Raw genomic sequence first — 26,268 nt, 5'->3', positions numbered from 1 at the left:
AAACAGGCCCGGGAGCACTCCCGGGCCTGTCCACTGTGGATCGGTGGTCAGCCGATCCGGCCGACCAGCCCGCTCAGCCGCGACCGCGTGTCGGCCAGGGAGGAGCCGTCGGCGGTCGGGAGGGCGAACCGGGAGTCCAGGTCCGACAGCGCGGGGGTCCGGACCGGGAACCGGTCCACCGCGGGGGTCTCGACGAGGGTGCCGGAGAAGGAGCCCTCGACGTTCTCCAGACCCGAGACGCCGGTCAGGCCGGGCATGACCGGAGCGGCGTCGCGGGGGGTGGGCACGTCCGCGCCGAGCAGGCCAGCGGCCATCCCGGTGACGGTGCGGATGGTGATGTCGTCCAGGCCCTGCAGGGCGGTGGTCCCGCCGGTCAGGCTGCCCATCGGGCTGAGGCCCTTGGCGCCGTCCAGCTGGCCCGAGGCGGGCTCACCGGAGCGGGACAGGCCACCCAGCGCGCTCTGGCCCACCACGTCGCGGACCACCTTCTTGGCCGCGTCGCTGACCCCGCGGGCGGGCAGCTCGTCCGCCACGGTCCGGGTGGGGTCGACGGAGCGGGTCAGGCCGCCGGTCAGCCCACCCAGCGGGCCGCCGCCGGTCAGGCCGCCCAGGGCGTCGCCACCGGTCACGCCACCGAGCAGGTCGCCACCAGTCACGGCGCCCAGCGGACCACCCTGGCCACCGACCAGGTTGCCCACCAGGCCCGTGATGGGGTCTTCGGAGCGGGTCAGGCCACCGGTCAGACCGCCCAGCGGGCCGCCGCCGGTCACGCCACCCAGCAGGTCGCCGCCGAGCAGGTCGCCGCCGGTCACGCTGCCCAGCGGACCACCCTGGCCACCGACCAGGTTGCCCACCAAGCCGGTGATGGGGTCCTCAGAGCGGGTCAGGCCACCGCCGGTCACGCTGCCCAGCGGGTTCCCGCCGGTCACGCCACCGAGCAGGTCCCCGCCGGTCACGGCGCCCAGCGGACCACCCTGGCCACCGACCAGGTTGCCCAGCACGTCCGTGATGGGGTCCGCAGAGCGGGTCAGACCACCGGTGACGCCACCCAGCGGGTTCCTGCCGCTCGCGCCATCCAGCAGGTCGCCGCCGGTCACGGCGCCCGCCGGGGTGCCCGCGGTCACGCCGCCCAGCAGACCCGTGATCGGGTCATCGGAGCGGGTCACGCCACCGGTCACGCCACTCAGCGGGTTCCCACCGGTCACGCCACCCAGCAGGTCGCCATCGGTCACGCCGCCGAGCAGGTCGCCGCCCGTCAGGGCACCCACCGGGGTGCCCGCGGTCATGCCGCCCAGCAAGCCCGTGATCGGGTCCTCAGAGCGGGTCAGGCCGCCGGTCACGCCACTCAGCGGGTTCCCACCGGTCAGACCGCCCAGCAGGTCGCCGCCGGTCAGCGCACCCACCGGGCTGCCACCGGTCACGCCACCCAGCAGGTCGCCGCCGGTCACGCCGCCCAGCAGACCCGTGATCGGGTCCTCGGAGCGGGTTACGCCGCCGGTCAGGGCGCCCAGCGGGTTCCCGCCGGTCAGGCCACCCAGGGGGTTGCTGCCGCCGGTCACGCCGCCCAGCAGGGTGCCGCCGGTCAGGGCGCCCACGGGGGTGCCCGCGGTCACGCCGCCCAGCAGGCCCGTGATCGGGTCGCCCGCGCGGGCCTGGCCGCCGGTCAGCGCGAACGGCCTGGGCAGCGCCAGGCTTCCCGGCTTCGGCAGGGTGGGCAGCTCGGTGGCTTCGAGCACCTTGGTCTCCGGCACCTCGATGGTCGGCTCCCGCTCGCCGACGGTGACGTCGTTGGCGTGCACGCCGCTGGTCATGGCGTCGGCCACGACCGCGACCGGCACGTCGTAGACCGGCGCGTCCGCGCCGACCGGGGTGGCGACGTCCATGCCGTTGAGGCGGCCGCCCGCGCCGCTGGTGGTGCCGACGCCACCGGCGCTGCCGGTGGTGATGTTGTCGGAAACGCCCGCGGAGTCGGCCGCGACGGCCGCCACGCCGTCGCCGTGGCCCTGGGCCATGGCGGCGACCGGGCTGTCGACCAGGTTGCCCGACAGCGTCCCGTGGTCGCCGTTGGTGCTCAGGTCCCCGCCGGAGGTGCCGTGGGTGGAGCTGGTGGCCGCGCCGCTGGCGTCGCCCGCCGCTCCCGAGACGGCCGGGCCGAAGGTCTGCCCGATCGGCAGCGCCTGGGCGCCGACGACGTTGCCGGACGCGGTGCCGAACCTGCCGCTGGTGGCGCCGTCGCCGCCCGCGGCGGTCGCGGTGGCGTTGTCGGCCACGGCGACGTTGTCACCGGCCGCGGCGCCCGCGACGCCGAAGCCCTGCGCGGTCGAGGCGACCGGGACGGTGACCAGGTTGCCGGAGGCCCTGCCGTCGGCGCCGTCGGTCAGCGCGTGGCCGCCCGCGGCGGACGAGGTGGCGTTGACCCCGTTGTGCTTGCCGTTGCCCGCGGCCGTGGCGCCGGAGCCGAACAGCTGCGTCGGCGCCGCGACCGGGACCTGCCCGACGTTGCCCGATCCGGTGCCCATCGTGCCCTTGGCCCGCGATGGGCCGCCCGCGGTGACGTCGGTCGTGCCGTCCATTTCGGACTCGACGGTGGCGCCGACGCCCGCGCCGTTGCTGAAGCTCTGCACCGGCCCGGCGACCGGGACGGTGACCAGGTTGGCCGCGCCGAGCGCGGCGTCGTCGTCGGTGCTGTTGGCGCCGCCCGCGGTGGCGACCTTGTCCTGCGCGATCACGGTCTCGGCGTCGCCGAGCGCTCCCGCCGTGGTGCCGAGGCCCGCGACCGGGACGGCGACGGGCGCCGAGCCGTGGTTGCCGCCCACGATGGAGTCCGAGCCGGTGGTGCCGGTGGCGCCGCCCGCGTGGGTGGTGGAGGTGTTGTCGCACACGACGTCGGTCTTGCCCAGGCCGCCGGTGGCATTGCCGCACAGGTCGACCGGGCCGGAGACCGGGACGGTGCCGGTGGAGCCGGAGAGCACGCTGTCGTGGCCGCGGGTGTGGCCGTCGCCGCCCGCGTCGGAGCCGACCTCGTTGACCGCGGTGACATCGCAGTTGCCCGCCACCGCGCCGCAGTTGCCCTGCCCCTGGGCGGGCAGCGCGACCGGCCCGGAGGCGATGGCGCCGGAGAGCACCGACGCGTCGCCGAAGGTGCGGGTGCCGCCGCCCGCGCCCGCGTCGGCCGTGGTGACGCACTGCGAGTCGACGTTGCCGCCGCCCCCGACGCCGTTGCAGTCCAGCGCGATCGGGCCGGACACCGCGGGCTGCGCGGCGTTGCCGGACATGGTGGCGCCGTGGCCGCCGTCGGTCTCGATGTAGGACGGCACGCCGTACAGGTCGGGCCGCTCGTCGCCCGCCTGCGCGGTGGTGTCGGCCGAGGACCGCGTGTCGGCGATGCCGAGCACGGCCGCGGAGTTGCCGGAGCCGCGCACCGGGACGGCGACGGGGGCGCCGCCCCCGTTGCCCGACAGCACGCCGTCGTCGCCGCCGTTCTCGATGGTGCCGCCGGAAGTGGCGCTCGAGGACGCCTCGGAAGCGGTGTTGGCGATGCCCGCCGCCGCGAGGCCGTTGCCGCTCAGCTCGACCGGGGTCGCGCCGTGCCCGGCCATGACGTTGCCGGAGAACACGCCCTTGTCGCCGTTGGTGGCGATGTCGCCGTCGGCCGCGGCGCTCTGCTCGGAGGAGTTGGCCGTGGTGGCCGAGCCGCCCGCGGCGACGGCGTTGCCGCTGACGTCGATGGGCAGGCCGTAGGCCAGGTGGACGGCGTTGCCCGCCAGGGCCTTGTCGCTGCCGTCGGTGTACATGTCGTGGGTGTGGGCGGCGTGCTGGCTGGAGCTGTCGGCCACGGTGACGTCGTCGCCGAGGGCCACGGCGTTGCCGGTGACCTTCACCGGGGCGACGACGTTGCCCGCGGCCTTGTTGCCGCGCAGCACGTCGTTCTCGTCGGCGGCCGCCTTCGCCACCTTCTCGGTGACCTTCTTGGCCGCCGGGACCCTCGGGGTCACCGCGGCGGGGGTCACCGCGATCTGGCGGTCCACCGCGGGCAGGTGCCGCTTGCCCTGCGGGGTGGCGATCACGTTCTCGCCGACCTTGACGGGAACCTGCACGCTCGCGTCCAGCGGCGAGGGTGGCGTGTCCGGGTGGATGTTGTCGTCGGCCGCCGCGATGCCGGTGCCCAGCATCAACAGGCCACCCGTGACCAGCGCGGTCTGGATACCGCGCTTCGCCCAGGTTTGCATTCTGGTGTTCTCCTTCAGTGGTTTCCGCGTTGCGCGGGATGTGGGCGGTTGGCCGCGGAATAGGCGCGGCCGAATATCACGCCCTGATCAGGGAGTGCGGGAATGCCCGCGGCGGGAATGCGCGGCCTGGGGCAGGTGTGGGGTCCACGCGCCTGCCTTGCCGGGCGCTGTCACAGCGCCCGCGGCCGCGCGGGAATTCAGTCGGGGGTGACGCCGGGCTGCGCGTCGACGGTCGCGGGCACGTCGACCCGGGCGGCGTGCGGGGTGCGCACGACGGCGGGCTCGGTGGCCGCGGGGACCGTGGACAGCAGGCCGGAGTGCGGCGCGTCCCCGGCGCCCGTCCCCGAGTGCCCCGAGGGGGCGGGGGCGGGCACGGACAGCGGCGCCAAGGGGCGGGGGCCGCTGGGCAGCACGGGAGCCTGCGACGAGGTCTCCGGCGGGCCGCGCTTGGTGATGGTGTCCGCGTCGGCGGAGGAGAGCGCCGACGCGACGGGCTCGCCGTGCCGCTGCGCTTCGGCAGCGGACACGGCGACCGGCCGCTCGATTTCCGGCGCGACGGCGTGGGGGCCGTCCGCCGCGGCGGAGTCGGGCAGCGGGGAAAGGTCGGGGAGGAGGGGCAGCGGGGTGTCCACCTGCTGCCCGGGCGTGGTGTGGCTGAGCTTCTGAGCCACCTCGCGGACGGCGGAGTTGGCGCCGTCCTCGATCACCGGGTCGACGGGGGAGCGCAGCACGTGCGCCACGTCGCCGACGAGATCGGCGACCGCGGCCGTGCCCTCGGTCAGGACCGGGTACGACGTGGGCGCGGCCTCGATGGCCACGCCGAGGTCCCGGGGGAGACCGGCGCCCGCGTCGGCCGCCGCGGTGCCCGCGGAGACCGCCCAGGCCGCTGCGGCGCCGCCGAGGACCAGCAGCGCACGGCTGAGCAGGCGCCGGGTGGCGGTCCGCTCGCGTCGCACTGGGTCCACGGTGGAATTCCGTCGCTTTCATTTCAGCCTGGCCGCACGGTGATTACCGCGCAAGGCAGACACTTTCATCCCACGAGCCCGTTATGCACGGGTGATTGGCGATGGCCACCTGATCGTGTGACAAACCGAGCGTGTTTTCACGGATCACGGTCAGCAAAGGGCGCAGGTGGACCGCGAGGCTAGTTCCGCTTGAGCACGCGGGTGGCGCCCGCGGCGGCGGTGGTGGCCAGAATCCAGCCGACGGCGATCAGCCCGCCGGAGATCCACTGCGACGGGCCGACCATCCGCCACTTGTTGTCCTGCCCCAGATCGATGATGGGCAGCAGCAGGTCGGTGGCCAGCAGCGGCGGGTTCCACACCGGGTTCTGGTCGGCGTCCAGGCGCTCCATCACGTTGTCGGCGAACCAGACCGTGCCGACGATCCAGAACAGCGCCAGCCACACCATGGCCAGCCAGGGCCGGTAGCCGAAGCCGACGGTGACGTGCTGCAGCTTGCCCCAGATCCGGCCCGCGAGGTGCAGCTCGGCGTAGCGGCGGCGCTGGCGCTCCATCAGGACCCGCTGCGCCAGTTCCTCGTCGCCACCGGCGGAGTAGACCGCGGCGAGCTGTTCGTAGGGCCCCGGCGCGAAGTCCGGCTGCACCGCGCGCAGCCAGGCCAGCCGGGTGCGCACCGGCACCTCGGGCTGGGCGGCGATGGCCTCGAAGGCGAAGTCCTCCACGTCCACCCCGCCGACGGCCTCCCACAGCGCCGGGCCGTCGATGACGGAGACGACCTTGGCGCGGGTGAGGATCACCGATCCGCGCGGCGGGAAGCGCGGCGGGAACACCAGCACCAGCTCCTGGGCGGAGAGGCCGTACGCCGAGAGCGCCTTGTCGGTGCGCGGGTGGGCGGGATGGGTGCGCCCGCCCAGGCGCGCGCCGTGGAAGCTGGCCATCTTGCCGACCTCGACCAGCCGCACCCGCACCCCGCCGACGGCCACGAACCCACGGCTGCACAGCAGGTCCTTGCCGATGGTCGCCACGCGCGCGTCCAGCGATGGCTTGACGGTGCCGTTGGGCCGCAGCCGGGGTTTGCGCAGCCGCGCGCCGGAACAGTCCAAACTGGACCCGATGTGGGCGTTCTGCAGCCGCACCGACCCGCTGACCCTGACCTTGCGCAGGAACAGCGTGCCGCCCACGGTGAGCCGGTCGGCGAACAGCACGTCGATGGCCGGGCCGTAGAGCCGCGCCCGCGACAGGCTGGCGCTGCCGTGCACCGTCGCGTCGACCAGCCGGACCTGCCCGTAGGCCCGCAGCGCGCCGTGCGGGTCGCCGTCGGAGTCGCGCCCGCGCCAGTCGCCGCGGGCCTCGACGTCGCCGCCGACCTCGACGCCGTCGGCCAGCAGCGCCACCGGGACCCGCTCGACGGCCCGCGCCGCCTGGAACGCGGCGGACATCTCCCGCACCACCGACGGCCTGCCGATGCGCGCGCCGGAGAGCAGCAGGTGGCCGCCGATGCGGGCGCCGCGCAGCGCGACCGAGCCGCGCGCGGTGAACCCGGCGTCGAGCTTGACGTCGCCGTCGACCCGCAGCCGGTCGCCGTCGAGGACGGTGTGGTCCTCCGCGATGCCGTGCGGCAGGACCAGCACCGCGCCCTCGTCGGCGCCGTCGTGCATGGTGGCCCCGGAGAACACCGCGTCACCGCCGATGCGCGCCCCGCTGAGCCGCACCACGCCCGCGGAGTCGAACCCCTGGCGCTGGAGGCTGTCGCAGAACAGGTTGCCCTCCACGACCATCCCGGTCGCCTCCAGCGCGTCGCCCTTCGGGTTCGAGAGCGCGGCGCCGGTGAGGTGCACGCTGCCGCCGATGTGCGCCCCGCGCAGCCGCACCTCGCCCTCGGCGCGCAGCGCGGTCGCCTGGATCGAGCCCGCCACCCGCAGCCGCGCGCCCAGCAGCGCGCCCGCGCGGGGGTGGCTGATCGTCGCCCCGGCCATCCGCAGCGTGCCGTCGATGGTGGCGTCGGTGAGGTCGAGCACACCCTCGCAGGTGAACCCGGCCTCCAGGAGCAGGTCGCTGGCCACGCGCAGGTTCCGCGCGCGCAGGCCGGGCGCCCGGCAGCCGCGCATGTTCAGCGACACCAGCCGGGCCATGCGCAGCACGGGTGTGCGCTCGAACACACAGTCCCGCAGGGTGATCACGTGGCCGACGGTGCGGCCTTCGAGGTCGAAGCGCCCGGTGATCCTGGCCCGGTCCAGCCGCAGCGCGGGCATCGCGCCCTCGCCGAGGGGGTAGGCGCCGCTGAGCAGCCCGGCCAGCACCGGGCCGCGGACCGCGCGCCCGCCGAGGTCGAGCCGGAAGCCGGTGCCGAAGGCGTCGAGCACCTCGTGCTCGGTCTCGGTCAGGCCGGCCAGGGGTACGTAGGACACGTACTCGGACACGCGCCCATGAGATCAGAGAAATCGTCGCGTCCGCGGCGTTTCGGCAGATACCGTGACCAGCGATGAACAGGAACCGCGTCGCGGGTCGCAAGCACGCCCCGAAGACGCCGCTGGCCGACGTCACCCCACTCGTTCCCCAGGGTCTGCGCGTCGGTGGCGCGCTCGCCTGGCGCTTCCTCATGGTCATCGGCGCGCTGTACGTGGTGATCTGGCTGCTGGGCTACTTCGCCCACGTGGTCATCCCGATCGCCATCGCGCTGCTGCTGGCCGCGCTGATGGCCCCCGGCGTCCACAAGCTCGTGGAGATGCGGGTGCCGCGCGGGCTGGCCACCGCCGTGGTGATGGTCGGCGGGATCGCGGTGGTCGGCGGCGTGCTGACGTTCGTGATCACCGAGTTCACCACCGGCCTGCCGGACCTGCAGCGCCAGGTCAACGAGAGCCTGGAGACGATCAGGGACTGGCTGGCCACCGGGCCGCTGCACCTGCGCCAGGACCAGATCCAGGCGTACATCAACACCGTCATCGACACGCTCAAGGACAACCAGTCGGCGATCACCTCCGGGGCGATCACGACCGCGGCGACCATCGGCGAGGTCCTGACCGGCCTGCTGCTGACCGTGTTCGTCCTGATCTTCTTCCTCTACGACGGCCCCGGCATCTGGCGGTTCGTGGTGCGCGGGGTGCCCCAGCAGGTGCGCGACCGGGTCGACGTGGCCGGGCGGCGCGGGTTCTCCTCGCTGGTCAGCTACGTGCGGGCCACCGCGGCGGTGGCGATCTTCGACGCCGTGGGCATCGGCATCGGGCTCTGGATCGTCGGGGTGCCGCTGTTCGTGCCGCTGGCCGCGCTGGTGTTCCTCACCGCGTTCATCCCGATCATCGGCGCGCTGCTCGCGGGCACCATCGCGGTGCTGGTGGCGCTGGTGGCCAACAGCTTCGTCGCGGCGCTGGTGGTGCTGGCCGTCGTGATCGGCGTCATGCAGATCGAGAGCCACGTGCTGCAGCCGTGGCTGCTGGGCCGGGCGGTGAAGCTGCACCCGCTGGCGGTCGTGCTCGCCATCGGTGTCGGGCTGGTGGCCGCCGGGATCGCCGGGGCGCTGCTGTCGGTGCCGCTGCTGGCCGTGCTCAACGCGGGCGTGCGGTCGCTGGTGGCCCACGAGGAGCCCGAGCCGGACGCGGTCGACGTGCTCGACGACACCGGGTCGGTGCCGGGCGAGGCCGATGGCACCCCGCCCTGGGGAGACCGCAAGACGTGAGCCGCAAGGACCCCACGACACCGCTGTGGCGGGCCGCGGTCCTGCTGCGGGTCATCACCCTGGTCTTCGCCGCGGGCGTCGTCGGGCTCCACCACGGCGAGTACGCCGACGTCGCGGTGGCGTGGCTGGCGGTCGGGCTGATGGCGGCGTGGACGGCGGTGACGGCGGTCCACTACCTGCGGTCCTCGCCCTCGGCGTGGTTCACCGGGCTGGACCTGGCGGTGTGCTGCGCGATCATGTCGCTGTCGCCGCTGGCCCTGACCGAGGCGCAGCTGAGGGTGCACGCGGTGCCGCTGGTGACCACGGTGTGGGTGACCGCGGTGGTGGCTGTCGGCGCTGTCCGGGGCGGGACGGTCGGGGGGACGGCGTTCGGCGCGGTCGTCGGGCTGTTCAACTACGGGCTGCGCGGCTACGTCGACACGGACCTGACCCGGGACATGGTGCTGCTCGTCGCGATCGGGTTCGTGCTGGGTCTGGCGGCCACGACGTCGCGGCGCTCCGCCGAGCGGCTGGAGCGCGCGCTGCGCGTCGAGGCGGCCACCGCGGAGCGCGAGCGGCTGGCCCGCTCCATCCACGACGGGGTGCTGCAGGTGCTGGCCCGGGTGCGCAAGCGCGGGCGGGAACTGGGCGGGGAGGCCGCGGAACTGGCGGAGCTGGCGGGCAGGCAGGAGGTGGCGCTGCGCGCGCTGGTCGCCGCCGCGCCGCTGGACTCGGGGGCGGACGAGGTCGACCTGCGCGGGCTGCTGCAGGTGCTGGCGACCGACCGCGCGCAGGTCTCGGTGCCCGCGACGCCGGTCGTGGTCGACGGCCGGACGGCGGGCGAGCTGGGCAACCTCGTCCGGGAGGCGCTGGCCAACGTCGAGCGGCACGCGGGCCCGGCGGCGCGGGCGTGGGTGCTGCTGGAGGACCTGGGCGCCGAGGTGGTGCTGAGCATCCGCGACGACGGCGTCGGCATCGCGGGCGGGCGGCTGCGCACGGCGGCGGCCGAGGGCAGGCTGGGCGTGGCCAAGTCGATCAAGGGGCGGGTGGCCGACCTGGGCGGGACCGTCACCCTGGACACCGCGCCCGCGGAGGGAACCGAGTGGGAGGTGCGGATTCCGCGCCGGAACGGGAAGCGGGGCAGCAGGTGAGCATCACCGTCATGGTCGTCGACGACCACCCGATGTGGCGCGACGGCGTCGCCAGGGACCTGGCCGAGCGCGGGTTCGACGTGCGCGCGACGGCATCCGGGGCGGCGCAGGCGGTGCGGATCGCGGGGACGGTGCGCCCGCAGGTGGTGCTGATGGACCTGAACCTGGCGGGGGAGTCCGGGGTGCGGGCGATCGCGCGGATCACCGCCGAGGCGCCGGAGGTGCGGGTGCTGGTGCTCTCGGCCAGCGGGGAGCACAGCGACGTGCTGGAGGCGGTGAAGGCGGGGGCGTCGGGGTACCTGGTCAAGTCGGCCTCGGCGGAGGAGCTGGTCGACGCGGTCCGCAGGACGGCGGCGGGGGACGCGGTGTTCACCCCCGGGCTGGCCGGGTTGGTGCTGGGCGAGTACCGGCGGATGGCGGCGGGCCCGGCGGACAACGGCCCCCGGCTGACCGACCGCGAGACCGAGGTTTTGCGCCTGGTCGCCAAGGGCCTCAGCGCCCGCAAGATCGCCGAGCGCCTGGTGCTCTCCCACCGCACCGTGGAGAACCACGTGCAGTCGACGCTGCGCAAGCTCCAGCTCCACAACCGCGTCGAACTGGCCCGCTACGCCATCGAACACGGCCTCGACGACGACCCGGAGCAGTAGTCTCGGGGTATGCACCCAGCTCCGATCAACCCCCGCGACCTGCGCGTGTCGGACGCCGAGCGCGAACACGTGGTCAACGTGCTGCAGAAGGCCATCGGCCGGGGCCTGCTGGACCTCGACGAGTTCACCCGCCGCACCGACCTGGCACTGGCGTCGCGCACCCGGGCGGAGCTGAACGCGGTCCTGGTGGACCTCCCGGGCGTCGCGCATCCGGACTCCGGTCAGCCCCCGGGCAAGCCGGTGGAGTTCCGCAACACGATGTCCTCCACCAAGCGCGACGGCCGCTGGGTCGTGCCCCAGTCGATCTCCGTCTACAACCGCATGGGCTCGACGTACCTCGACTTCACCGAGGCCGTGATCGACCACGCCCAGGTCCACGTCGAGGTCGACCTCGCGGGCGGTTCGATGGACCTGCTGCTGCCGGACAACGCCACGGTGGAGGCCGACGAGGTCAACGTCATCGCGGGCAGCGTCACGAACAAGGCCCACGGCGGACCGGGCCACCCCAAGTTCATCGTGACGGGCTCGGTGACAGCGGGCTCCCTGACCCTGCGGAAGCCGAAGTACGTGCGCATCGGCAACATGGTGGTCCGCAGGCCCTGGAAGGTCACCTGGGAGAGCTAGCCAGGAAGTCCTTCCACGAGGTGGTCGGAAAAGTCAGCAGGGGACCGGGAACGTTCTTCGAGTCCCGCACGCCGACGGTATCTGCGAAGGCCACCTCGACACAGTTGCCATCAGTGCTGCTGAAGCTGCTCTTGCGCCAGCTGGTTGCCATAACCGCTACTCCTTGCCTGATGTGTTTAGCTGCTCCGCCACTCGTGCGATGAGCCGGGCCGAGTCCGCTGGCGACAACGCCGATTTGGCGATCTTACGCAGCGCGAGGCGCGTTCGACGGATCGCCGGTTCCTCTCCTAGAAACGCGCTCGTTCCGCGCCCCTCGGCATAGACAAGGCTCGTGCCGTCTCGCAGGTCATAGAGAACCGACGGTCCTTCCAAACCTGGCGTCACCCCGGCCGAGAACGGGAGTATCTGGACCGTCACGTTCTCGCGGCGCGCGCAATTCAGCAAGTGGTGCAACTGGTCCGCCATCACTCGCGGACCGCCGATCGACCTGTGCAGCACGGCTTCGTCCATGATCAGCGAGATCGCCGGGGCTGGGCGGGTGGACAGAATCCGCGTCCTCCCCATCCGAGCCGCGACCAGCTTCTGCACCAATGCCTCAGGCGGGGTGTCCCAAGACGCGCCGCGCAGAATCTCGGCCGTGTATTCCGGTGTCTGCACAAGACCAGGAGCCAGCATCGTCTCGAAGTTGATGATGCTCGCCGCTCTCGACTCGAGGTCAGCCACCTCGGTCCACGACTTTGGCAGGTCCTTCGGCAGAGCCGTCCCCACGATTTGCCACCAGTTGGGTTCGTGGCAATTGCGGACCATCTCCAGGAGTTCCAGTCTGCGCTGTTGTGGAACCCGGTAGAGGCCCAGCAGGGCCGACACGTCGTCCGCGTGGAGTCCGCGCTCCCTGGTCTCCATCCGGCTGACCTTGGCCACCGACACATCCAGTGCCTCAGCCACCGCCTTGCAGGTGAGGCCCGCCTTCCTCCGCCACTCCCGCAGCTCCGCCGACACCCGCCGCTGGCGGACCGACACTCCACTCCGTTCACCCATGACTTTGTTATCGGCTGTCTCCACGGTGGAACCAAACCCCCCGCTGTTTGCACCCCGCTCAGGAGCCGGGTGATCGTTCCCCCATGGAGAAAACCTGGACCATCTCGGGCGTCTGCGGTCGGTGGCAGCTAACGGTGAGCGTCGTGCCGGAGGAGGACACCGAGTTCACCGCCGATCCTCGGGACGTCGCCGCCGAGGTGGATGGGTTGAAGCCGCACTTCTACTCCATCGTCAACCTGCTGGAGGCCAAGGCCGTCTCGGAACCGGCCGAGGGGCTGCGGCGTTGAGCAGGCATGGGGTGGTTGTGGTCGATGACGCTTCCCGGACTGGTCCTCCTCCTGGTGGTGGTGGCCGCCGTGGAGGCGTTCGCGAAGCGGGGGCGGCGGGGGGCGGATGGGCTGCCGGTCTCGGCTGCCGGGCTGGAGGACTTCGCCGGGGTCTTCCAGGCCAACAAGCTCATCGAGCGGGACCACAAGGCGCACTCGCTGATGATGCGTGACGAGGTGGGGGACAACGCGCCGCCGCGGACGGTCGTCGACTTCTCCGCGGGCACGGTGCGCCTGGTGGTGCCGCCTGTAAAGGATCACTGAACAAGCACTGCAGAAACTTCGGATGGACCGCACAGCGCGGCGGGGCCAGACTCCGCGATGAGAACTCGTGGAGGACAGCGTGAAGGCTCTGGTCAAAGGCGCCCCGGGCCCCGGGCTCGAACTGGTCGACGTGCCCGACCCCCGACCCGGTCCCGGTGACGTGCTGCTGCGCGTGCTGCGCACCGGCATCTGCGGCACCGACCTGCACATCGACGCCTGGGACGAGTGGGCGGCGCGGACCATCCAGGCGCCGCTCGTGCTCGGGCACGAGTTCGTCGGCGAGGTGGTCGAGGTCGGCGCCGCGGTGACGCGGGTGAAACCCGGCGACCTGGTCAGCGGTGAGGGCCACATCGTGTGCGGCACCTGCCGCAACTGCCGGGCGGGCCGCCGCCACCTCTGCGCCAACACCATCGGGCTGGGCGTGCACGTCAACGGCGCCTTCGCCGAGTACGTCACCCTCCCCGAGCAGAACGCCTGGGTGCACAACCACCACGTCGACCTGGACGTCGCCGCGATCTTCGACCCGTTCGGCAACGCCGTGCACACCGCGCTGTCCTTCCCCGTCCTGGGGGAGGACGTGCTGATCACCGGCGCGGGCCCGATCGGGCTGATGGCCGCCGCGGTGGCCAAGCACGCGGGCGCGCGGAACGTGGTGATCACCGACATCAGCGACGCGCGGCTGGAGCTGGCGGCCAAGCTCGGGGTGGACGTGGCGCTCAACGTGGGTGAGGGGCCCATCGCCGACGTGTGCGGGCGCCTGGAGATGACCGAGGGCTTCGACGTCGGCATGGAGATGAGCGGGCAGCCCTCCGCCCTGCGCGAGATGATCTCCACCATGACCCACGGCGGGCGGATCGCGATGCTGGGCCTGCCCGCCCGCGAGATCGCCGTCGACTTCAGCACCGTCGTGCTCAAGATGCTGACCATCAAGGGCATCTACGGCCGGGAGATGTTCGAGACCTGGTACGCGATGTCGGTGCTGCTGCGCGCGGGCCTCGACCTCACCCCGGTGATCACCCACCGGTTCCACCACACCGAGCACGCCGCGGCCTTCGACACCGCCCGGGGCGGGCACTGCGGCAAGGTCATCATGGATTGGGAGAGCTGAATGTTCGGCGAGATGCGCGCGAACCTGCGCACCACCCTCGACGAGATCCGCGCCGCCGGGCTGTACAAGTCCGAGCGGGTGATCACCAGCCCGCAGCGCGCCGCGGTGACCGTCGGCGCCGATGAGCCGGTGCTGAACTTCTGCGCCAACAACTACCTCGGCCTGGCCGACCACCCGGCGCTGGTCCAGGCCGCGCAGTCAGCGCTGGACGAGTGGGGCTTCGGCATGGCCTCGGTGCGGTTCATCTGCGGCACGCAGGCCCCGCACAAGCAGCTGGAAGCGCGGCTGTCGCAGTTCCTCGGCACCGAGGACACCATCCTCTACAGCTCCTGCTTCGACGCCAACGGCGGCCTGTTCGAGACCCTGCTGACCGACCAGGACGCCGTCATCTCCGATGAGCTGAACCACGCGTCGATCATCGACGGCATCCGCCTGTCCAAGGCGCGGCGCCTGCGCTACCGCAACCGCGACATGGGCGAGCTGGAAGCGCGGCTGGTCGAGGCCGCCGACGCCCGCTACCGCCTCATCGCCACCGACGGCGTCTTCTCCATGGACGGCTACCTCGCCCCCCTCGACGAGATCTGCGACCTCGCCGAGCGCCACGACGCCCTGGTCATGGTGGACGACTCGCACGCGGTGGGCTTCATGGGCCCGACCGGCCGCGGCACCCCGGAGCACTTCGGCGTCGGCGACCGCGTCGACATCTACACCGGCACCCTCGGCAAGGCCCTCGGCGGCGCCAGCGGCGGCTACGTCTCCGCCCACGCCGAGATCGTGGAGGTCCTGCGCCAGCGCTCCCGGCCGTACCTGTTCTCCAACTCCCTGGCCCCGTCCATCACCGCGGCGAGCCTGGCCTGCCTGGACCTGCTCGACTCCTCCGCCGACCTGCTGACCCGGCTGCGCGAGAACAGCGCCCTGTTCCGCACCCGCATGACCGAGGCGGGCTTCGACCTCCTGCCCGGCGAGCACCCCATCATCCCGGTGATGATCGGCGACGCCGCCCGCGCCGCCCAGCTCGCCGACCTGCTGCTGGAGCAGGGCGTCTACGTCATCGGCTTCTCCTACCCGGTCGTCCCGCACGGCAAGGCCCGCATCCGCACCCAGATGTCCGCCGCCCACTCCACCGACGACGTCAACCGCGCTGTCGACGCCTTCATCACCGCCCGGGAGAAGCTGGGCTAGTACCGTCTGGCGTATGTCCGATGTGGTGGCTCAGCCGTGATCGACCCGCGCCGTCTGCGGGTGTTGCGGGCGCTGGCCGACCACGGGACGGTGACCGCGGCGGGCAAGGCGCTGCACCTGACCCCGTCCGCGGTGTCGCAGCAGTTGGCGGCGCTGGAGGGTGAGGCGGGGCAGGAGTTGCTGCGCCGCAAGGGGCGCCGGGTGTGGCTGACCGGGGCGGGGGAGATGCTGGTCGAGCACGCCAACGCCGTCTTCGCCGAACTGGACCGGGCCGAGGCGCGGTTGGCGGCGCACGCGTCCGGGCAGGCGGGGAAGGTGCGGGTGGCGGCGTTCGCCTCGGCGATCGTGCAGGTGGTGGCGCCCGCGGTGCGGGTGCTGCGGGAGCGGGCGCCGGGGGTGGCGGTGCTGGTGTGCGACGCCGAGGGCCAGGAGAGCCTGCCGATGCTCCTCGACGGGGAGATCGACATCGCCGTGACCATGGAGTACCGCGCGACGCCCGCCGAGGACGACAGCCGGATCGTGCGCGACCGCCTCTACGCCGAGCCCTTCGACGCCGTGCTGCCGCCGGGGCACCGGCTGCTCGGGCGGCCCACCGTCGACGTGCGGGACCTCGCCGAGGACGACTGGGTGGCCCCCGCCTTCGGCAACCCGTGCCGGGACGTGGTCGTCCTGGCCTGCGAGCACGCCGGGTTCGCCCCGAGGATCACCCACACCTCCGACGACTTCGCCGCCGAGGCCGCGCTGGTCGCCGCCGGGGTGGGCGTCGCGCTCATCCCGAGGACGGCCGCGCGCGGCGGGGGCGTCCCGGTCGCGGGGGAGCCGCCCACGCGCCGGGTGTTCGCCGCGGTACGGCGGGGCCGGGAGGACCACCCGCTGGTCTCCGCCGTCGGCCGGGCGCTGCGCGAAGCCGCGACCGCCCTGGCCTGATTTACTCAGCCAAGTTACTCTGTTACTCATGCAGGTAACGGATCGCCGCGCGCAGATCGCCCAGACGGCCATCGACATCATCGGCGAGCACGGCTTCGCCCAGTGCACGTTCAAGCGCATCACCGAGGAGGCCGGGCTGAGCAGCACCCGGCTGGTGTCCTACCACTTCCAGGACAAGAACGAGCTGCTCATGACCCTGCTCACCGTCACCATCGGCCGGGCCGACGAGCTGATGAACGACCGCCTGGCGGGCACGGCCGACCGGGTCGAGATGCTGCGCGCGTACATCGAGTCCCAGGTGGACCTCCTGCGCCTGCACCCGACCTATGCGCGCGCCATCGTCGAGATCGGCCGGAACGTGCCCGACTTCGCCGCCGTCCTGCGCGATTTCCGCCTCGGCCGCCTGGAGCGCCAGCTCGCCCAGGGCAAGGCGGAAGGCGCCTTCGGCGACATCGACGTCACCGTCACCGCGCAGTCCATCCGCTCGGCCGTCGACGGCGCGGTCGAGCGCGCGGCGGAGGGCCTGGACATGGGGTCCTACGGCCGCGCGGTCGCCGACCTGTTCGTCAAGGCGGTCGCGGCCTAGACGAGGCCGACGTCGCGGGTCAGGTCGGTCAGCATGACCTCGAACAGGTGCTCGGCGTCGGTGACCGGGAAGGGGTACTGGCCGAAGACCTCCAGCGCCACCTGCCCGTAGAGGCGGACCCAGAACTGGAGCATGACGTACGCCGTGGCGACGCTGAGCCGCTCGGCGGGCACCTCCACCCCGGTCTCGCCGATCACCCGCAACAACTCCCCGCGGAACGCCGTCAGGTCGTCCACGAGGGACGGCGGGACGGACTCGTCGGGGGGCATGGTCAGGGGGCCCGACGCCAGCACGCGCCCGGCGACGGAGAGGAAGATCCGGCCGAAGGAGTCCTTCGAGATGTCCTGGCCGCCCTCGCCCACCGGGCAGTTGGCCGATGCCTCCGCCGGCGAGGCGAAGACCAGGACGAACTCCTGCGGGTGCCCGAGCGCCCAGCGCCGGAAGCCGCGGCAGACGGCCAGGACCTGGCCCGCGCGGTCGTCGTCGGCCAGCACCGCGAGGTCGGCGACCAGTTCGGCGGCGAGGTCCTCGCATACGTCGGTGCGCAGGTGCTCGATCAGGTCCTCACGCGAGGCGTAGTACCGGTACAGCGCGGGCGCGGTGATGCCCATTTCGCGCGCGATCGCCCGAAGGGTGACGGCCTGGGGTCCGTCACTCACCAAGAGTGCCCGCGCCTGCGCGCGGATCGCCCGATCGGTGTCCGCGCGGCCACGGTCGCGGCGTGTGGCCTGCGTCATCTCTTACTCCGTGCTCTTGTGAACGCCGTTAACTCACCCGTACCGTACGACTTGAGTGAACGGTGTTTACGCATTGCGTGGTCATCGCACCGTAGTCGGCGGCGGCCGCGATGGCCACCCAGCGGGAGGGGTTCGACAGTGTTCGAGACGTGGGGCGAGCGGGTGCACCGGCGGCGGTGGGCGGTGCTCATCGCGGTCCTGGTGCTCACGGTGACCGGCGGCTTATGGGGGCTCGGCGTCTTCGACAAGCTCACCCAGGGCGGCTACGAGGACCCGGGCAGCCAGTCGGCCCAGGTGAGCCAGATCATGCAGGACACGATGGGCAAGCGGCCCACCGACATCGTGGTCGTCTACACCGCCCCGGCGGGCACGACCGTCGACGATCCCGAGGTCGCGGCCAAGGTCACCCAGGCCCTCGACGCGCTCCCCGCCGAGCGCGTGGCCCAGCGGCTGGACTACTGGAGCACCCAGCAGCCGGGCATGGCCAGCCAGGGCAAGGACCTCGCGCTCGCCACGATCACGCTCGCGGGCGAGGACTACGACACCCGCCAGGCCAACTACGCCGCCGTCAAGGACCAGCTCGCCGTCGACGGCGTCGAGACCAGGATCGGCGGCCGGGCCCCCACCGAGCAGGCGATGACCGAGCAGTCGAACTCCGACCTCGTCGTCGCCGAGGCCATCTCCCTGCCGGTCACCCTGATCCTGCTCGTCGTCATCTTCGGCAGCGCCGTCGCCGCGTCGCTGCCGGTGCTCGTCGGCGGCCTGTCGATCTTCGGCGCGCTGGGCGTGCTGCGGGCGCTGAGCCTGGGCCTTGAGGTGAACACCTTCGCCGTCAACGTGGCCACCCTGCTCGGCCTCGGCATGGCCATCGACTACGGGCTGTTCATCGTCGGGCGGTTCCGCGAGGAGCTCGCGGGCGGCGCCGACCCGCGCGACGCGGTGCGCAGGACCGTGGCCACCGCCGGGCGCACGGTCGCGTTCTCGGCGACGCTGCTGGTCATCGCCCTCTCGGCGCTGCTGGTCTTCCCGATGGACTTCCTCAAGTCGATGGCCTACGGCGGCATGTCCGCCGTCGCCATCGCCGCGGTCATCTCCCTGACCCTGCTGCCCGCGCTGCTGGCCATCCTCGGCCACCGCGTCGACCGGCTCGCGGTGCCGTGGCGGCGCCGCTCGGGCGACTCCCGCCTGCTCGGCCGCATCGGCGACGCGGTGATGAAGCGCCCGGTGTGGTTCGCCGCGCCGATCGTGGCCGTGCTGGTCCTGCTCGCGCTGCCCTTCGGCGACGTGCGCTTCGGCGGCTCCGACGTCAAGCAGCTCCCGCCCGGCGACCCGAACCGGGTCACCGCCGAGGTGATCGCCGAGAACTTCCCCGGCGCGGGCTCCAACACCGCCGAGATCGTGCTGCGCGGGGCCGACAACGCCGCCGCGGCCGAGTTCGTGGCCACCGCCAAGCAGGTGCCCGGCGTGCTCGACGTGGTGCCCAGCGGCGTCAACGGCGACACCTTCGCCTTCACCGCGCCGCTGGTGGGCGACTCGTCATCGGATGAGGCCCGCGACGCCGTGGACGGCCTGCGCGCCGTCGCCGCCGACGGCGAGGTGCTCGTCGGCGGGTTCCCGGCGGCGGTGGCCGACAGCGTCGAGGCCATCGTCGGGCAGGTGCCGTGGATGATCGCGATTCTGGTCGGGGCCACGCTGCTGCTGATGTTCCTGGCCTTCGGCTCGGTGCTGCTGCCGGTCAAGGCGGTCGTGATGAGCGCGCTGAGCCTGTCGGCGACCTTCGGCGTGCTGGTGTTCGTCTTCCAGCAGGGCCACTTCGCCGACGCCCTCGGCGTGACCCCGCAGCCCGCGCAGGCCGGGATGATGGTGCTCATCGGCGCGGTCGTGTTCGGCCTGTCCACCGACTACGAGACGTTCCTGCTCTCCCGGATGGTCGAGGCCCGCAACGCCGGGCAGTCCACGCCGGAGGCCGTGCGCACCGGGCTGGTCCGCACCGGCCGGATGATCACCGCGGCGGCGCTGCTGCTGGGCGTGGTGACCGGCGCGTTCGCGATGTCGTCGCTGGCGAGCATGCGGTTCATCGGCACCGGCATGATCGTCGCCCTGCTGCTGGACGCCACCGTCGTGCGGATGCTGCTGGTGCCCGCGGTGCTGCGGCTGCTCGGCGACGCGTCCTGGTGGGCGCCGCGCGGCCTGCGCAGGCTCCAGGAGCGCGCCGGGCTCTCCGAGGCGGAGAAGCCGCGGGAGCTGGAACGGGTCTGACCCCGTCAAGAGGGTGGCACCGGCGCCGATCGCTCGGGGGGCTACGCGATCGACGCCGGTGACCAGTGCCGGTCGTGGCCCCCTGGCCCTGACCGGCGCCCGGGGCCAGTGACGGCCCCGGGGTTCTCGACCACGGGGGCCGGGTTCCCGGCCTCCGTGAAACGTTGACGTCAATTGTGGCACTCAGGAGCCGTTCGACTACGCATTCGTTCACACTTGCGCACGTTCGCTTCCGTTTACGGCAACGCAGTGGGAGGGCGCGCGGTGGCTCCAGGGGTGGCGGTTCTCGGCTCGGCGAACGCCGATCTGGTCGTCGACGTCGCGGCCCGGCCCGGCGGCGGTGAGACGGTTCTGGGCTCTGACGTGCGGATTCTTCCCGGAGGCAAGGGCGCGAACACCGCCGTCGCCGCGGCGCGGCTCGGCGCGCGGGTGATCTTCCTCGGCGCGGTCGGCGCCGATGGTCACGGTTCGATGCTGTTGGATTCGTTGCACACTTGTGGGGTTGATACCGGGCGTGTCCGCGTCGTCGAGCGCCCCACGGGGGCCGCGTTCATCACCGTGACCCCCGACGGGGAGAACTCGATCGTGGTCTCCCCGGGGGCCAACGCCGCGCTGCGGCCCGAGGACGTGGACCTGTCGGGGGCCGGGCTGCTGGTCGCCTCGCTGGAGGTGCCGGTCGCGGTGGTCGAGCACGCGGTCGCCCTGGCGGTCGCCGCCGGGGTGCGGGCGGTGGTGAACCTCTCGCCGGTCGCCGAGCTGTCGCCGCGGACGCTCGCCGGGCTCGACCCGCTGATCGTCAACGAGCACGAGGCCGCCGCCCTGGGCGACGACCTGCTCGCCCTGGGCCCGCGCAGCGCGGTCATCACCAGAGGACCGCGCGGCGCGGACGTGCTGACCCCTGACGGGGTGACCAGCGTCCCCGCGCCGCGCGTGGCCCCGGTGGACACCACCGGCGCGGGCGACGCCTTCGCGGGCGCGCTGGCCCACCGCCTGGCCGCGGGCGACGACCTGGTCACCGCGGCCGGGTGGGCCTGCCGGGTCGCCGCCGTCTCGGTCACCCGCCCGGGCGCCCAGCCGTCCTACCCGACGGCCGCCGAGCTGGGCTGACCCGCCGTCACGGCTTGTAGGTGGACACCTCCCCGCAGGTCACGCGCACCGGCGAGGTCGACGGCGCCGTGTGGCAGACCTGCACGGTGACCCGGTCGATGGGGCGCAGGACGGGCACCGGGCTGACCTCCTCGGTCAGGACGAACCGGAAGGTCTTCGCGCCCACCGGGGTGCTCTCGCGCCGGGTGTCGATGACCGCGAGGCCGCTGTAGGCGGTGAAGACCGCCACCGCGACCGGAGTGGACGGGAAGGTGCACTGCCGCGGATCGCGCAAGGTGACCGAGCCGGTCACCGCCACCGCGGTCAGGCGGTTGTCCTGCCAGGCCAGCTCGCCGCTGGTGCCGCTGGACAGGCACCGGTCAAGGTGGCTGCCCGCGAACGGGACGGTGGGGGCCGCGGACGCGCTCCCCGCGAAGACCGCGGTGGCGGCCAGGGCGAGGGCGCAGGACAGGGTGCTGGTCGCTGATCTCATCGGAGCTGACTCCTTGATCGGCGTGGACGGGCCCGAGGGACGCGAGCCCGGCCTACTCCAGGGAAGGACCGCCGAACAACGGCCCATGATCAGTGACTAGATCACCGCGCCGAACCCTGTCAACGAAATTGGGCCGACCCGCCGCCGAAGTGGATCTCGACGGCAGACCGGCGCCACGGCCGAACGGGCGTTGCCACCCGTCACAGCACCACGTTGACCAGCCTGCCCGGGACCACGATCACCTTGCGCGGGGTGGCGCCCGCGACCAGGGCGGCGACCTTCTCCTCGGCCAGCGCCGCGGCCTTGATCTCCTCGGCCCCCGCCGACGCCGAGACCGTGACCCGGCCGCGGACCTTGCCGTTGACCTGGATCGGGTACTCGACGGTGTCCTCGACCAGGTAGCGCTCGTCGGCGACCGGGAACGGGCCGTGCGCCAGGGACTCGGTGTGCCCCAGGCGCGACCACAGCTCCTCGGCGACGTGCGGGCACATCGGGGCCAGCAGCGGGACGATCGTCTCGGCGACCAGCCGCGGGCAGCCCGCGCCGTGGTGCTTGGTGATGTGGTTGGTCAGCTCGATCAGCTTCGCGCCCGCGGTGTTGTACCGCAGGCCCGCGTAGTCCTCGTGCACCCCGGCGACCGTCTTGTGCATCAGCCGCAGCGTCGGCTCGTCCACCTCGCCGTCGACGACGCGGACCTCGCCGGTCTCCTCGTCGATGATCGCCCGCCACAGCCGCTGCAGGAACCGCTGCGCGCCGACGACGTCCTTGGTCGCCCACGGCCGCGAGACGTCCATCGGGCCCATCGACATCTCGTACAGCCGGAACGTGTCCGCGCCGTAGGTCTCGCACATCTCGTCGGGGGTCACCACGTTCTTCAGCGACTTGCCCATCTTCCCGTACTCCTGGGTGACCTCCTCGGAGCCGTGGAAGAACTTGCCGTCGCGCTCGACGACCTCGTGCGCGTTGACGTAGACGCCGCGGGCGTCGGAGTAGGCGTAGGCCTGGATGTAGCCCTGGTTGAACAGCCGCCGGTATGGCTCGTCGCCGCTGACGTGGCCCAGGTCGAACAGGACCTTCTGCCAGAACCGCGCGTACAGCAGGTGCAGCACCGCGTGCTCCACCCCGCCGACGTACAGGTCCACGCCGCCGGGGTCGTTCGCGCCGTGATCCCGCGGGCGCGGGCCCAGCCAGTAGCGCTCGTTCTCCGGGGCGCACAGGTGCGCGTCGTCGGTCGGGTCGACGTAGCGCAGCTGGTACCAGCAGGAGCCCGCCCAGTTGGGCATGGTGTTGGTGTCGCGGCGGTAGGTCCGCGGCCCGTCGCCCAGGTCCAGCTCGACCTCCACCCAGTCGGCCGCCTTCGACAGCGGCGGCGACGGGGAGGTGTCGGCGTCCTCGGGGTCGTAGGTGGCGGGGGAGTAGTCGTCGACCTCGGGCAGCTCGACCGGCAGCATCGACTCCGGGATCGCGACCGGCACGCCCTCGCTGTCGTAGACGATCGGGAACGGCTCACCCCAGTAGCGCTGGCGGGAGAACAGCCAGTCGCGCAGCTTGTACTGCACGGTGCCGCGGCCGTGGCCGTGCTCCTCCAGCCAGGCGATGACCGTCTTCTTCGCCTCGGCGATGTCCAGCCCGTCCAGGAAGCCGGAGTTCACCGCGGGCCCGTCGCCGGTGTACGCCTCGCCGTCGAAGCCCTCCGACGGCGTGACCGTGCGCACGACGGGCAGGCCGAACGCGGTGGCGAAGTCCCAGTCGCGCTGGTCCTGCCCGGGGACGGCCATGATCGCGCCGGTGCCGTAGCCCATCAGCACGTAGTCGGCGATGAACACCGGGATCTGCCCGCCGGTGGCCGGGTTGACCGCGTGCGCGCCGGTGAAGACGCCGGTCTTGACCTTGTTCTCCTGCCGGTCCAGGTCCGACTTCGTCGACGCCGTGCGGCGGTACTCGGCGACCGCCTGCGCCGGGGTCGCCGCGCCCGCGGTCCACCGGCTGTCCACCCCGGCGGGCCACGCCTCGGCCAGCACGGCGTCGACCAGCGGGTGCTCGGGGGCCAGGACCACGTAGGTCGCGCCGAACAGGGTGTCGGGGCGGGTGGTGAAGACCTCGATGGAATCGGCCCCGCACGCGAAGGACACGCGCGCGCCGTGCGAGCGGCCGATCCAGTTGCGCTGCATCGACTTGACCTTCTCCGGCCAGTCCAGCCGGTCCAGGTCGTCGATCAGCCGGTCGGCGTAGGCGGTGATCCGCATCATCCACTGGCGCAGGTTCTTGCGGTACACCGGGAAGTTGCCGCGCTCGCTGCGCCCGTCGGCGGTGACCTCCTCGTTGGAGATCACCGTGCCCAGGCCGGGGACCCAGTTCACCGGCGCGTCGGACAGGTACACCAGCCGGTGCTCGTTCAGCAGCTCCTGGCGCTCGGCGTGCGACAGCTCCGCCCACGAGCGCCCGTCGGGCGTCGGGCGCTGCCCGGTGACGTACTGCGCGGCCAGCTCGGCGATGGGCCGGGCGCGGCCGATGGACTCGTCGTACCAGGAGTTGAAGATCTGCAGGAAGATCCACTGAGTCCAGCGGTAGTAGTCCGGATCGATCGTGGAGATCCGCCTGCGGTCGTCGTGGCCCAGGCCCAGCCTGCGGATCTGGCGCAGGTAGGTCTCGATGTTGGCCTCGGTGGTCGTGCGCGGGTGCTGCCCGGTCTGCACCGCGTACTGCTCGGCGGGCAGGCCGAAGGCGTCGAAGCCCATGGTGTGCAGGACGTTGCGGCCGGTCATCCGGTGGTAGCGGGCGTAGACGTCGGTGCCGATGAAGCCCAGCGGGTGCCCGACGTGCAGGCCCGCCCCGGACGGGTACGGGAACATGTCCTGCACGAACAGCTTGTCGGGCGGGACGGGTCCGGCCAGCTTGCCGACCGGGTTCGGCGCGTGGAACGTGCCGTTGCTCTCCCAGTGGTCCTGCCAGCGGCGCTCGATGGCGCCTGCCAGCGCGGCGGTGTACCGGTGGGCGGGCTCGTCGCTCATCGAAAAGTTCCTTCCAGTCCTGCTCCGGGTAAACGAAAACCCCTCAGCCCGAGGGCATGAGGGGTTGCCGTGCTCACCGAGTGCCGGTCAGCACGGCCCGCTGAGGAGCAGGTGACCCGTGCACATGCCACCCAGCGTAGCGCAGGGGGTCCAGCGGTATGCGACGTGACCGGGCCCACGACCTACCATCGACACCGTGACTCTGCTGCCGCTCGCGCCCCTGGTCGCCGGCCTCTCGCTGCTCGTCGTCGGGTTCCTCGGGTTCACCGGGCGACTGCCCCGCAACCGCTACGCGGGCGTGCGCACCGCGTCGACCCTGCGCGACGACGACGCCTTCCGGGTCGGCAACAAGGTGGCGGGGCTGCCGATCGCGGTGGCGGGCGCCGTCGGCGTGCTCGGCGCGGTGCTCGGCTGGCTGATGCCCAGCCCGGTCCTGGCCTGCGTGCTCGCCCTGGTCGGCCTGCTGGTCATCACCGTCGCGGGCGGGCTGCTCGGCGCCCGCGCCGCCGCCGCGGTGCCCGAGCCGGCCGCGGCGGTGCCCGCGGGCTGCAAGGGCTGCCAGTGCGGCAGCGGCGGCTGCGGGGTCTTCAGCAGGGCCTAGCTGATCTGGAGCCGGTCGAAGCGGGTGGTGAAGCCGGGCCCGGTCGGCGCCGCCGCCATCACCCCGGCCAGCGTGGACACCCCGGGCGGGAAGTAGGCCAGGCGCAGCATCGTGGCCGGTTCGGCGTCGCCGAGGCCGTAGCTGATCGTGACCGCGTCGCCCTCGCGGACCGCCGAGATGCTCACGCGGTCGACCTGGCCGACGGCGAGCACGGACCAGTCGGAGAAGTCCCGGGTGACCACCGTGCTGATCTGGAACTCGCCGTCCACCAGCTCGACGCCCGCCTTGATCCAGTTCCGCTCGTCGACGCGCAGCGCGACGCCCGCCTGGTCGTACTGGGCGGCGTAGTCGGCGGTGAACGAGGTGACCAGGGTGAAGTCGCCCGCCACCGGCACGCCGAGCACGTGCCCGGAGTCGCGGTCGTAGCCGTAGTGGGTGGTGCGCCAGAAGTCGGTGTCGGGGTCGGCGGTGACCGTCAGCCCGCCCTGGTCGGACCAGGAACGGGGCTCGTTGACCCACTGCCACTGGTCCCGGCCGAAAACCGTGATCGTCATTCGGCCATGATGCCCGCGCCGGGTCAGTTCTGGCGGACGTCGCCGGGATGGGTGGCCAGCAGCGCCAGCGGCATGCCCTGGCGGCGCAGCACCCGGCCCCACAGGTCCTGCGCGGGCGGGGCGAGCACGTCGGTGGGCAGCGCCGGGACCACGATCCAGTCGCCGCGGTCGATCTCGCCTGCCAGCTGGCCCACCTCCCAGCCGGAGTAGCCCGCGAAGACCCGCACGCCGCGCAGCTTGGGCACCAGGTGCTCGGGGTCGGTGTCGAGGTCGACCAGCGCGACCGGGCCGCGCACCCCGATCAGCCCCCGCACCCCGTCCACGGACTCCCCGGTGCGCATGGCCGCCAGGCACAGGGCGGTCTTCTGCTCCACGGGACCGCCCACGAAGACCGACGCCGGGTCGGTCACGTGTGGGCCCCACGTGGGCAGCACCTCACCAACGGGCACCTCGCTGGGTCGGTTGAGCACAACGCCCAGCGTGCCCTCGCCCCGGTGGTCGATGACGAAGACCACCGTGCGACGGAAATTCTCGTCGAGCAGGCTGGGCGCGGCGACCAGCAGTGTTCCCGGCTCCACCGCGACGTCGGACGACACGAGCGACATGATCCCATCCGCCCGGAACAACCCGGGCACCCCGTTCGTTGAACAGGGCGGTCGGCGCCACCGTGTCCCCCGGGCTCAACCAAGAACCGCCTTCGTGGAATACCGCTCGGCTGGAGCCACGTCGCGCGACCCGCCGTGAGGCGACCGGGCGTCGACCGGGACGGGCGGCCCCCTGCCGGGGGCCGCCCGTTCGTTCGCCCCGGGCCGGGCGCGCCCCGTAGGCTGG

23 protein-coding genes are annotated in these 26,268 nt (G+C 72.8%); 13 read left to right on the top strand and 10 right to left on the bottom strand.

What is annotated here, in order from left to right:
* Positions 1–47: 47 nt before the first annotated feature.
* The 3 genes from ACTG9Q_RS01730 to ACTG9Q_RS01720 form a co-directional block, all read right to left on the bottom strand.
* A complete protein-coding gene (locus ACTG9Q_RS01730; protein ID WP_455570765.1) occupies positions 48–4,229 on the bottom strand; it encodes a beta strand repeat-containing protein in 4,182 nt (1,393 codons plus the stop codon).
* Positions 4,230–4,426: 197 nt separating this feature from the next.
* Positions 4,427–5,185, bottom strand: a complete 759-nt coding sequence (locus ACTG9Q_RS01725) for a hypothetical protein (RefSeq protein ID WP_455570764.1) — start codon at positions 5,183–5,185, stop codon at positions 4,427–4,429.
* 188 nt (positions 5,186–5,373) lie between these two features.
* On the bottom strand, positions 5,374–7,611 hold the full coding sequence (locus tag ACTG9Q_RS01720) for a hypothetical protein (RefSeq protein ID WP_455570763.1): 2,238 nt from the start codon (positions 7,609–7,611) through the stop codon (positions 5,374–5,376).
* A 62-nt stretch (positions 7,612–7,673) separates the two neighbouring features.
* Here ACTG9Q_RS01720 and ACTG9Q_RS01715 point away from each other — a divergent pair, with 62 nt between their 5' ends.
* Genes ACTG9Q_RS01715 through ACTG9Q_RS01700 form a run of 4 tightly spaced genes read left to right on the top strand, consistent with a single transcriptional unit; the run spans position 7,674 to position 11,265 of the window.
* A complete protein-coding gene (locus tag ACTG9Q_RS01715) occupies positions 7,674–8,864 on the top strand; it encodes an AI-2E family transporter (RefSeq protein ID WP_455570762.1) in 1,191 nt (396 codons plus the stop codon).
* The gene (gene macS, locus ACTG9Q_RS01710; RefSeq protein ID WP_455570761.1) at positions 8,861–9,994 is read left to right on the top strand and encodes a MacS family sensor histidine kinase; all 1,134 of its coding nucleotides are present in this window, start codon (positions 8,861–8,863) and stop codon (positions 9,992–9,994) included. The genes ACTG9Q_RS01715 and macS overlap by 4 nt, the downstream gene beginning before the upstream one ends.
* An 11-nt stretch (positions 9,995–10,005) precedes the next feature.
* Positions 10,006–10,641 (top strand): response regulator, encoded by a 636-nt coding sequence (locus ACTG9Q_RS01705; RefSeq protein WP_455571297.1) that lies wholly within the window; start codon positions 10,006–10,008, stop codon positions 10,639–10,641.
* Between the two features lie 9 nt (positions 10,642–10,650).
* Positions 10,651–11,265, top strand: a complete 615-nt coding sequence (locus tag ACTG9Q_RS01700; RefSeq protein ID WP_455570760.1) for a DUF1707 SHOCT-like domain-containing protein — start codon at positions 10,651–10,653, stop codon at positions 11,263–11,265.
* On the opposite strand, the gene ACTG9Q_RS01695 is transcribed toward ACTG9Q_RS01700, so the two are convergent.
* Complete coding sequence (locus tag ACTG9Q_RS01695) at positions 11,249–11,416, bottom strand: DUF397 domain-containing protein (protein WP_455570759.1); 168 nt, start codon at positions 11,414–11,416, stop codon at positions 11,249–11,251. The two genes, ACTG9Q_RS01700 and ACTG9Q_RS01695, sit on opposite strands and share 17 nt — an antisense overlap.
* Positions 11,417–11,421: 5 nt before the next feature.
* Complete coding sequence (locus ACTG9Q_RS01690; RefSeq protein WP_455570758.1) at positions 11,422–12,327, bottom strand: helix-turn-helix domain-containing protein; 906 nt, start codon at positions 12,325–12,327, stop codon at positions 11,422–11,424.
* A 59-nt stretch (positions 12,328–12,386) separates the two neighbouring features.
* Between ACTG9Q_RS01690 and ACTG9Q_RS01685 the strand changes: the two genes are divergently transcribed.
* The 6 genes from ACTG9Q_RS01685 (at position 12,387) to ACTG9Q_RS01660 (ending at position 16,696) form a co-directional block, all read left to right on the top strand.
* Positions 12,387–12,590, top strand: coding sequence for a hypothetical protein (locus ACTG9Q_RS01685; protein WP_455570757.1), 204 nt, complete (start codon positions 12,387–12,389; stop codon positions 12,588–12,590).
* Positions 12,591–12,614: 24 nt separating this feature from the next.
* Entirely contained in the window at positions 12,615–12,893 is a 279-nt protein-coding gene (locus tag ACTG9Q_RS01680) for a DUF6191 domain-containing protein (protein WP_455570756.1), read from the top strand.
* Between the two features lie 79 nt (positions 12,894–12,972).
* A complete protein-coding gene (gene tdh / locus ACTG9Q_RS01675) occupies positions 12,973–14,001 on the top strand; it encodes an L-threonine 3-dehydrogenase (protein ID WP_455570755.1) in 1,029 nt (342 codons plus the stop codon).
* On the top strand, positions 14,002–15,183 hold the full coding sequence (locus tag ACTG9Q_RS01670) for a glycine C-acetyltransferase (protein WP_455570754.1): 1,182 nt from the start codon (positions 14,002–14,004) through the stop codon (positions 15,181–15,183).
* 36 nt (positions 15,184–15,219) lie between these two features.
* Positions 15,220–16,110: a LysR family transcriptional regulator gene (locus ACTG9Q_RS01665; protein WP_455570753.1), complete on the top strand. Its 891-nt coding sequence runs from the start codon at positions 15,220–15,222 to the stop codon at positions 16,108–16,110.
* A gap of 28 nt (positions 16,111–16,138) precedes the next feature.
* Complete coding sequence (locus ACTG9Q_RS01660; protein ID WP_455570752.1) at positions 16,139–16,696, top strand: TetR/AcrR family transcriptional regulator; 558 nt, start codon at positions 16,139–16,141, stop codon at positions 16,694–16,696.
* On the opposite strand, the gene ACTG9Q_RS01655 is transcribed toward ACTG9Q_RS01660, so the two are convergent.
* Complete coding sequence (locus tag ACTG9Q_RS01655; protein ID WP_455570751.1) at positions 16,693–17,433, bottom strand: TetR/AcrR family transcriptional regulator; 741 nt, start codon at positions 17,431–17,433, stop codon at positions 16,693–16,695. The genes ACTG9Q_RS01660 and ACTG9Q_RS01655 overlap by 4 nt on opposite strands.
* Positions 17,434–17,571: 138 nt before the next feature.
* Here ACTG9Q_RS01655 and ACTG9Q_RS01650 point away from each other — a divergent pair, with 138 nt between their 5' ends.
* Positions 17,572–19,692, top strand: coding sequence for an MMPL family transporter (locus ACTG9Q_RS01650; protein ID WP_455570750.1), 2,121 nt, complete (start codon positions 17,572–17,574; stop codon positions 19,690–19,692).
* A gap of 264 nt (positions 19,693–19,956) precedes the next feature.
* A complete protein-coding gene (locus ACTG9Q_RS01645; protein ID WP_455570749.1) occupies positions 19,957–20,799 on the top strand; it encodes a ribokinase in 843 nt (280 codons plus the stop codon).
* Between the two features lie 7 nt (positions 20,800–20,806).
* On the opposite strand, the gene ACTG9Q_RS01640 is transcribed toward ACTG9Q_RS01645, so the two are convergent.
* Both ACTG9Q_RS01640 and leuS read right to left on the bottom strand, forming a co-directional pair.
* Entirely contained in the window at positions 20,807–21,271 is a 465-nt protein-coding gene (locus tag ACTG9Q_RS01640; RefSeq protein ID WP_455570748.1) for a hypothetical protein, read from the bottom strand.
* Positions 21,272–21,471: 200 nt separating this feature from the next.
* Positions 21,472–24,282: a leucine--tRNA ligase gene (gene leuS, locus ACTG9Q_RS01635; protein ID WP_455570747.1), complete on the bottom strand. Its 2,811-nt coding sequence runs from the start codon at positions 24,280–24,282 to the stop codon at positions 21,472–21,474.
* 196 nt (positions 24,283–24,478) lie between these two features.
* Between leuS and ACTG9Q_RS01630 the strand changes: the two genes are divergently transcribed.
* The gene (locus ACTG9Q_RS01630; protein WP_455570746.1) at positions 24,479–24,883 is read left to right on the top strand and encodes an SdpI family protein; all 405 of its coding nucleotides are present in this window, start codon (positions 24,479–24,481) and stop codon (positions 24,881–24,883) included.
* Here the strand turns inward: ACTG9Q_RS01630 and ACTG9Q_RS01625 are convergent.
* Both ACTG9Q_RS01625 and ACTG9Q_RS01620 read right to left on the bottom strand, forming a co-directional pair.
* The gene (locus ACTG9Q_RS01625) at positions 24,880–25,437 is read right to left on the bottom strand and encodes a DUF1349 domain-containing protein (RefSeq protein WP_455570745.1); all 558 of its coding nucleotides are present in this window, start codon (positions 25,435–25,437) and stop codon (positions 24,880–24,882) included. The genes ACTG9Q_RS01630 and ACTG9Q_RS01625 overlap by 4 nt on opposite strands.
* Positions 25,438–25,460: 23 nt before the next feature.
* Positions 25,461–26,042, bottom strand: a complete 582-nt coding sequence (locus tag ACTG9Q_RS01620; protein WP_455570744.1) for a YqgE/AlgH family protein — start codon at positions 26,040–26,042, stop codon at positions 25,461–25,463.
* Positions 26,043–26,268: the final 226 nt, after the last annotated feature.

The sequence above is a fragment of the Actinokineospora lacus genome, from assembly GCF_053813445.1.
The sequence above is the reverse complement of the archived record's forward strand: the minus strand, read 5'-3'. Positions and strand labels throughout refer to the sequence as shown.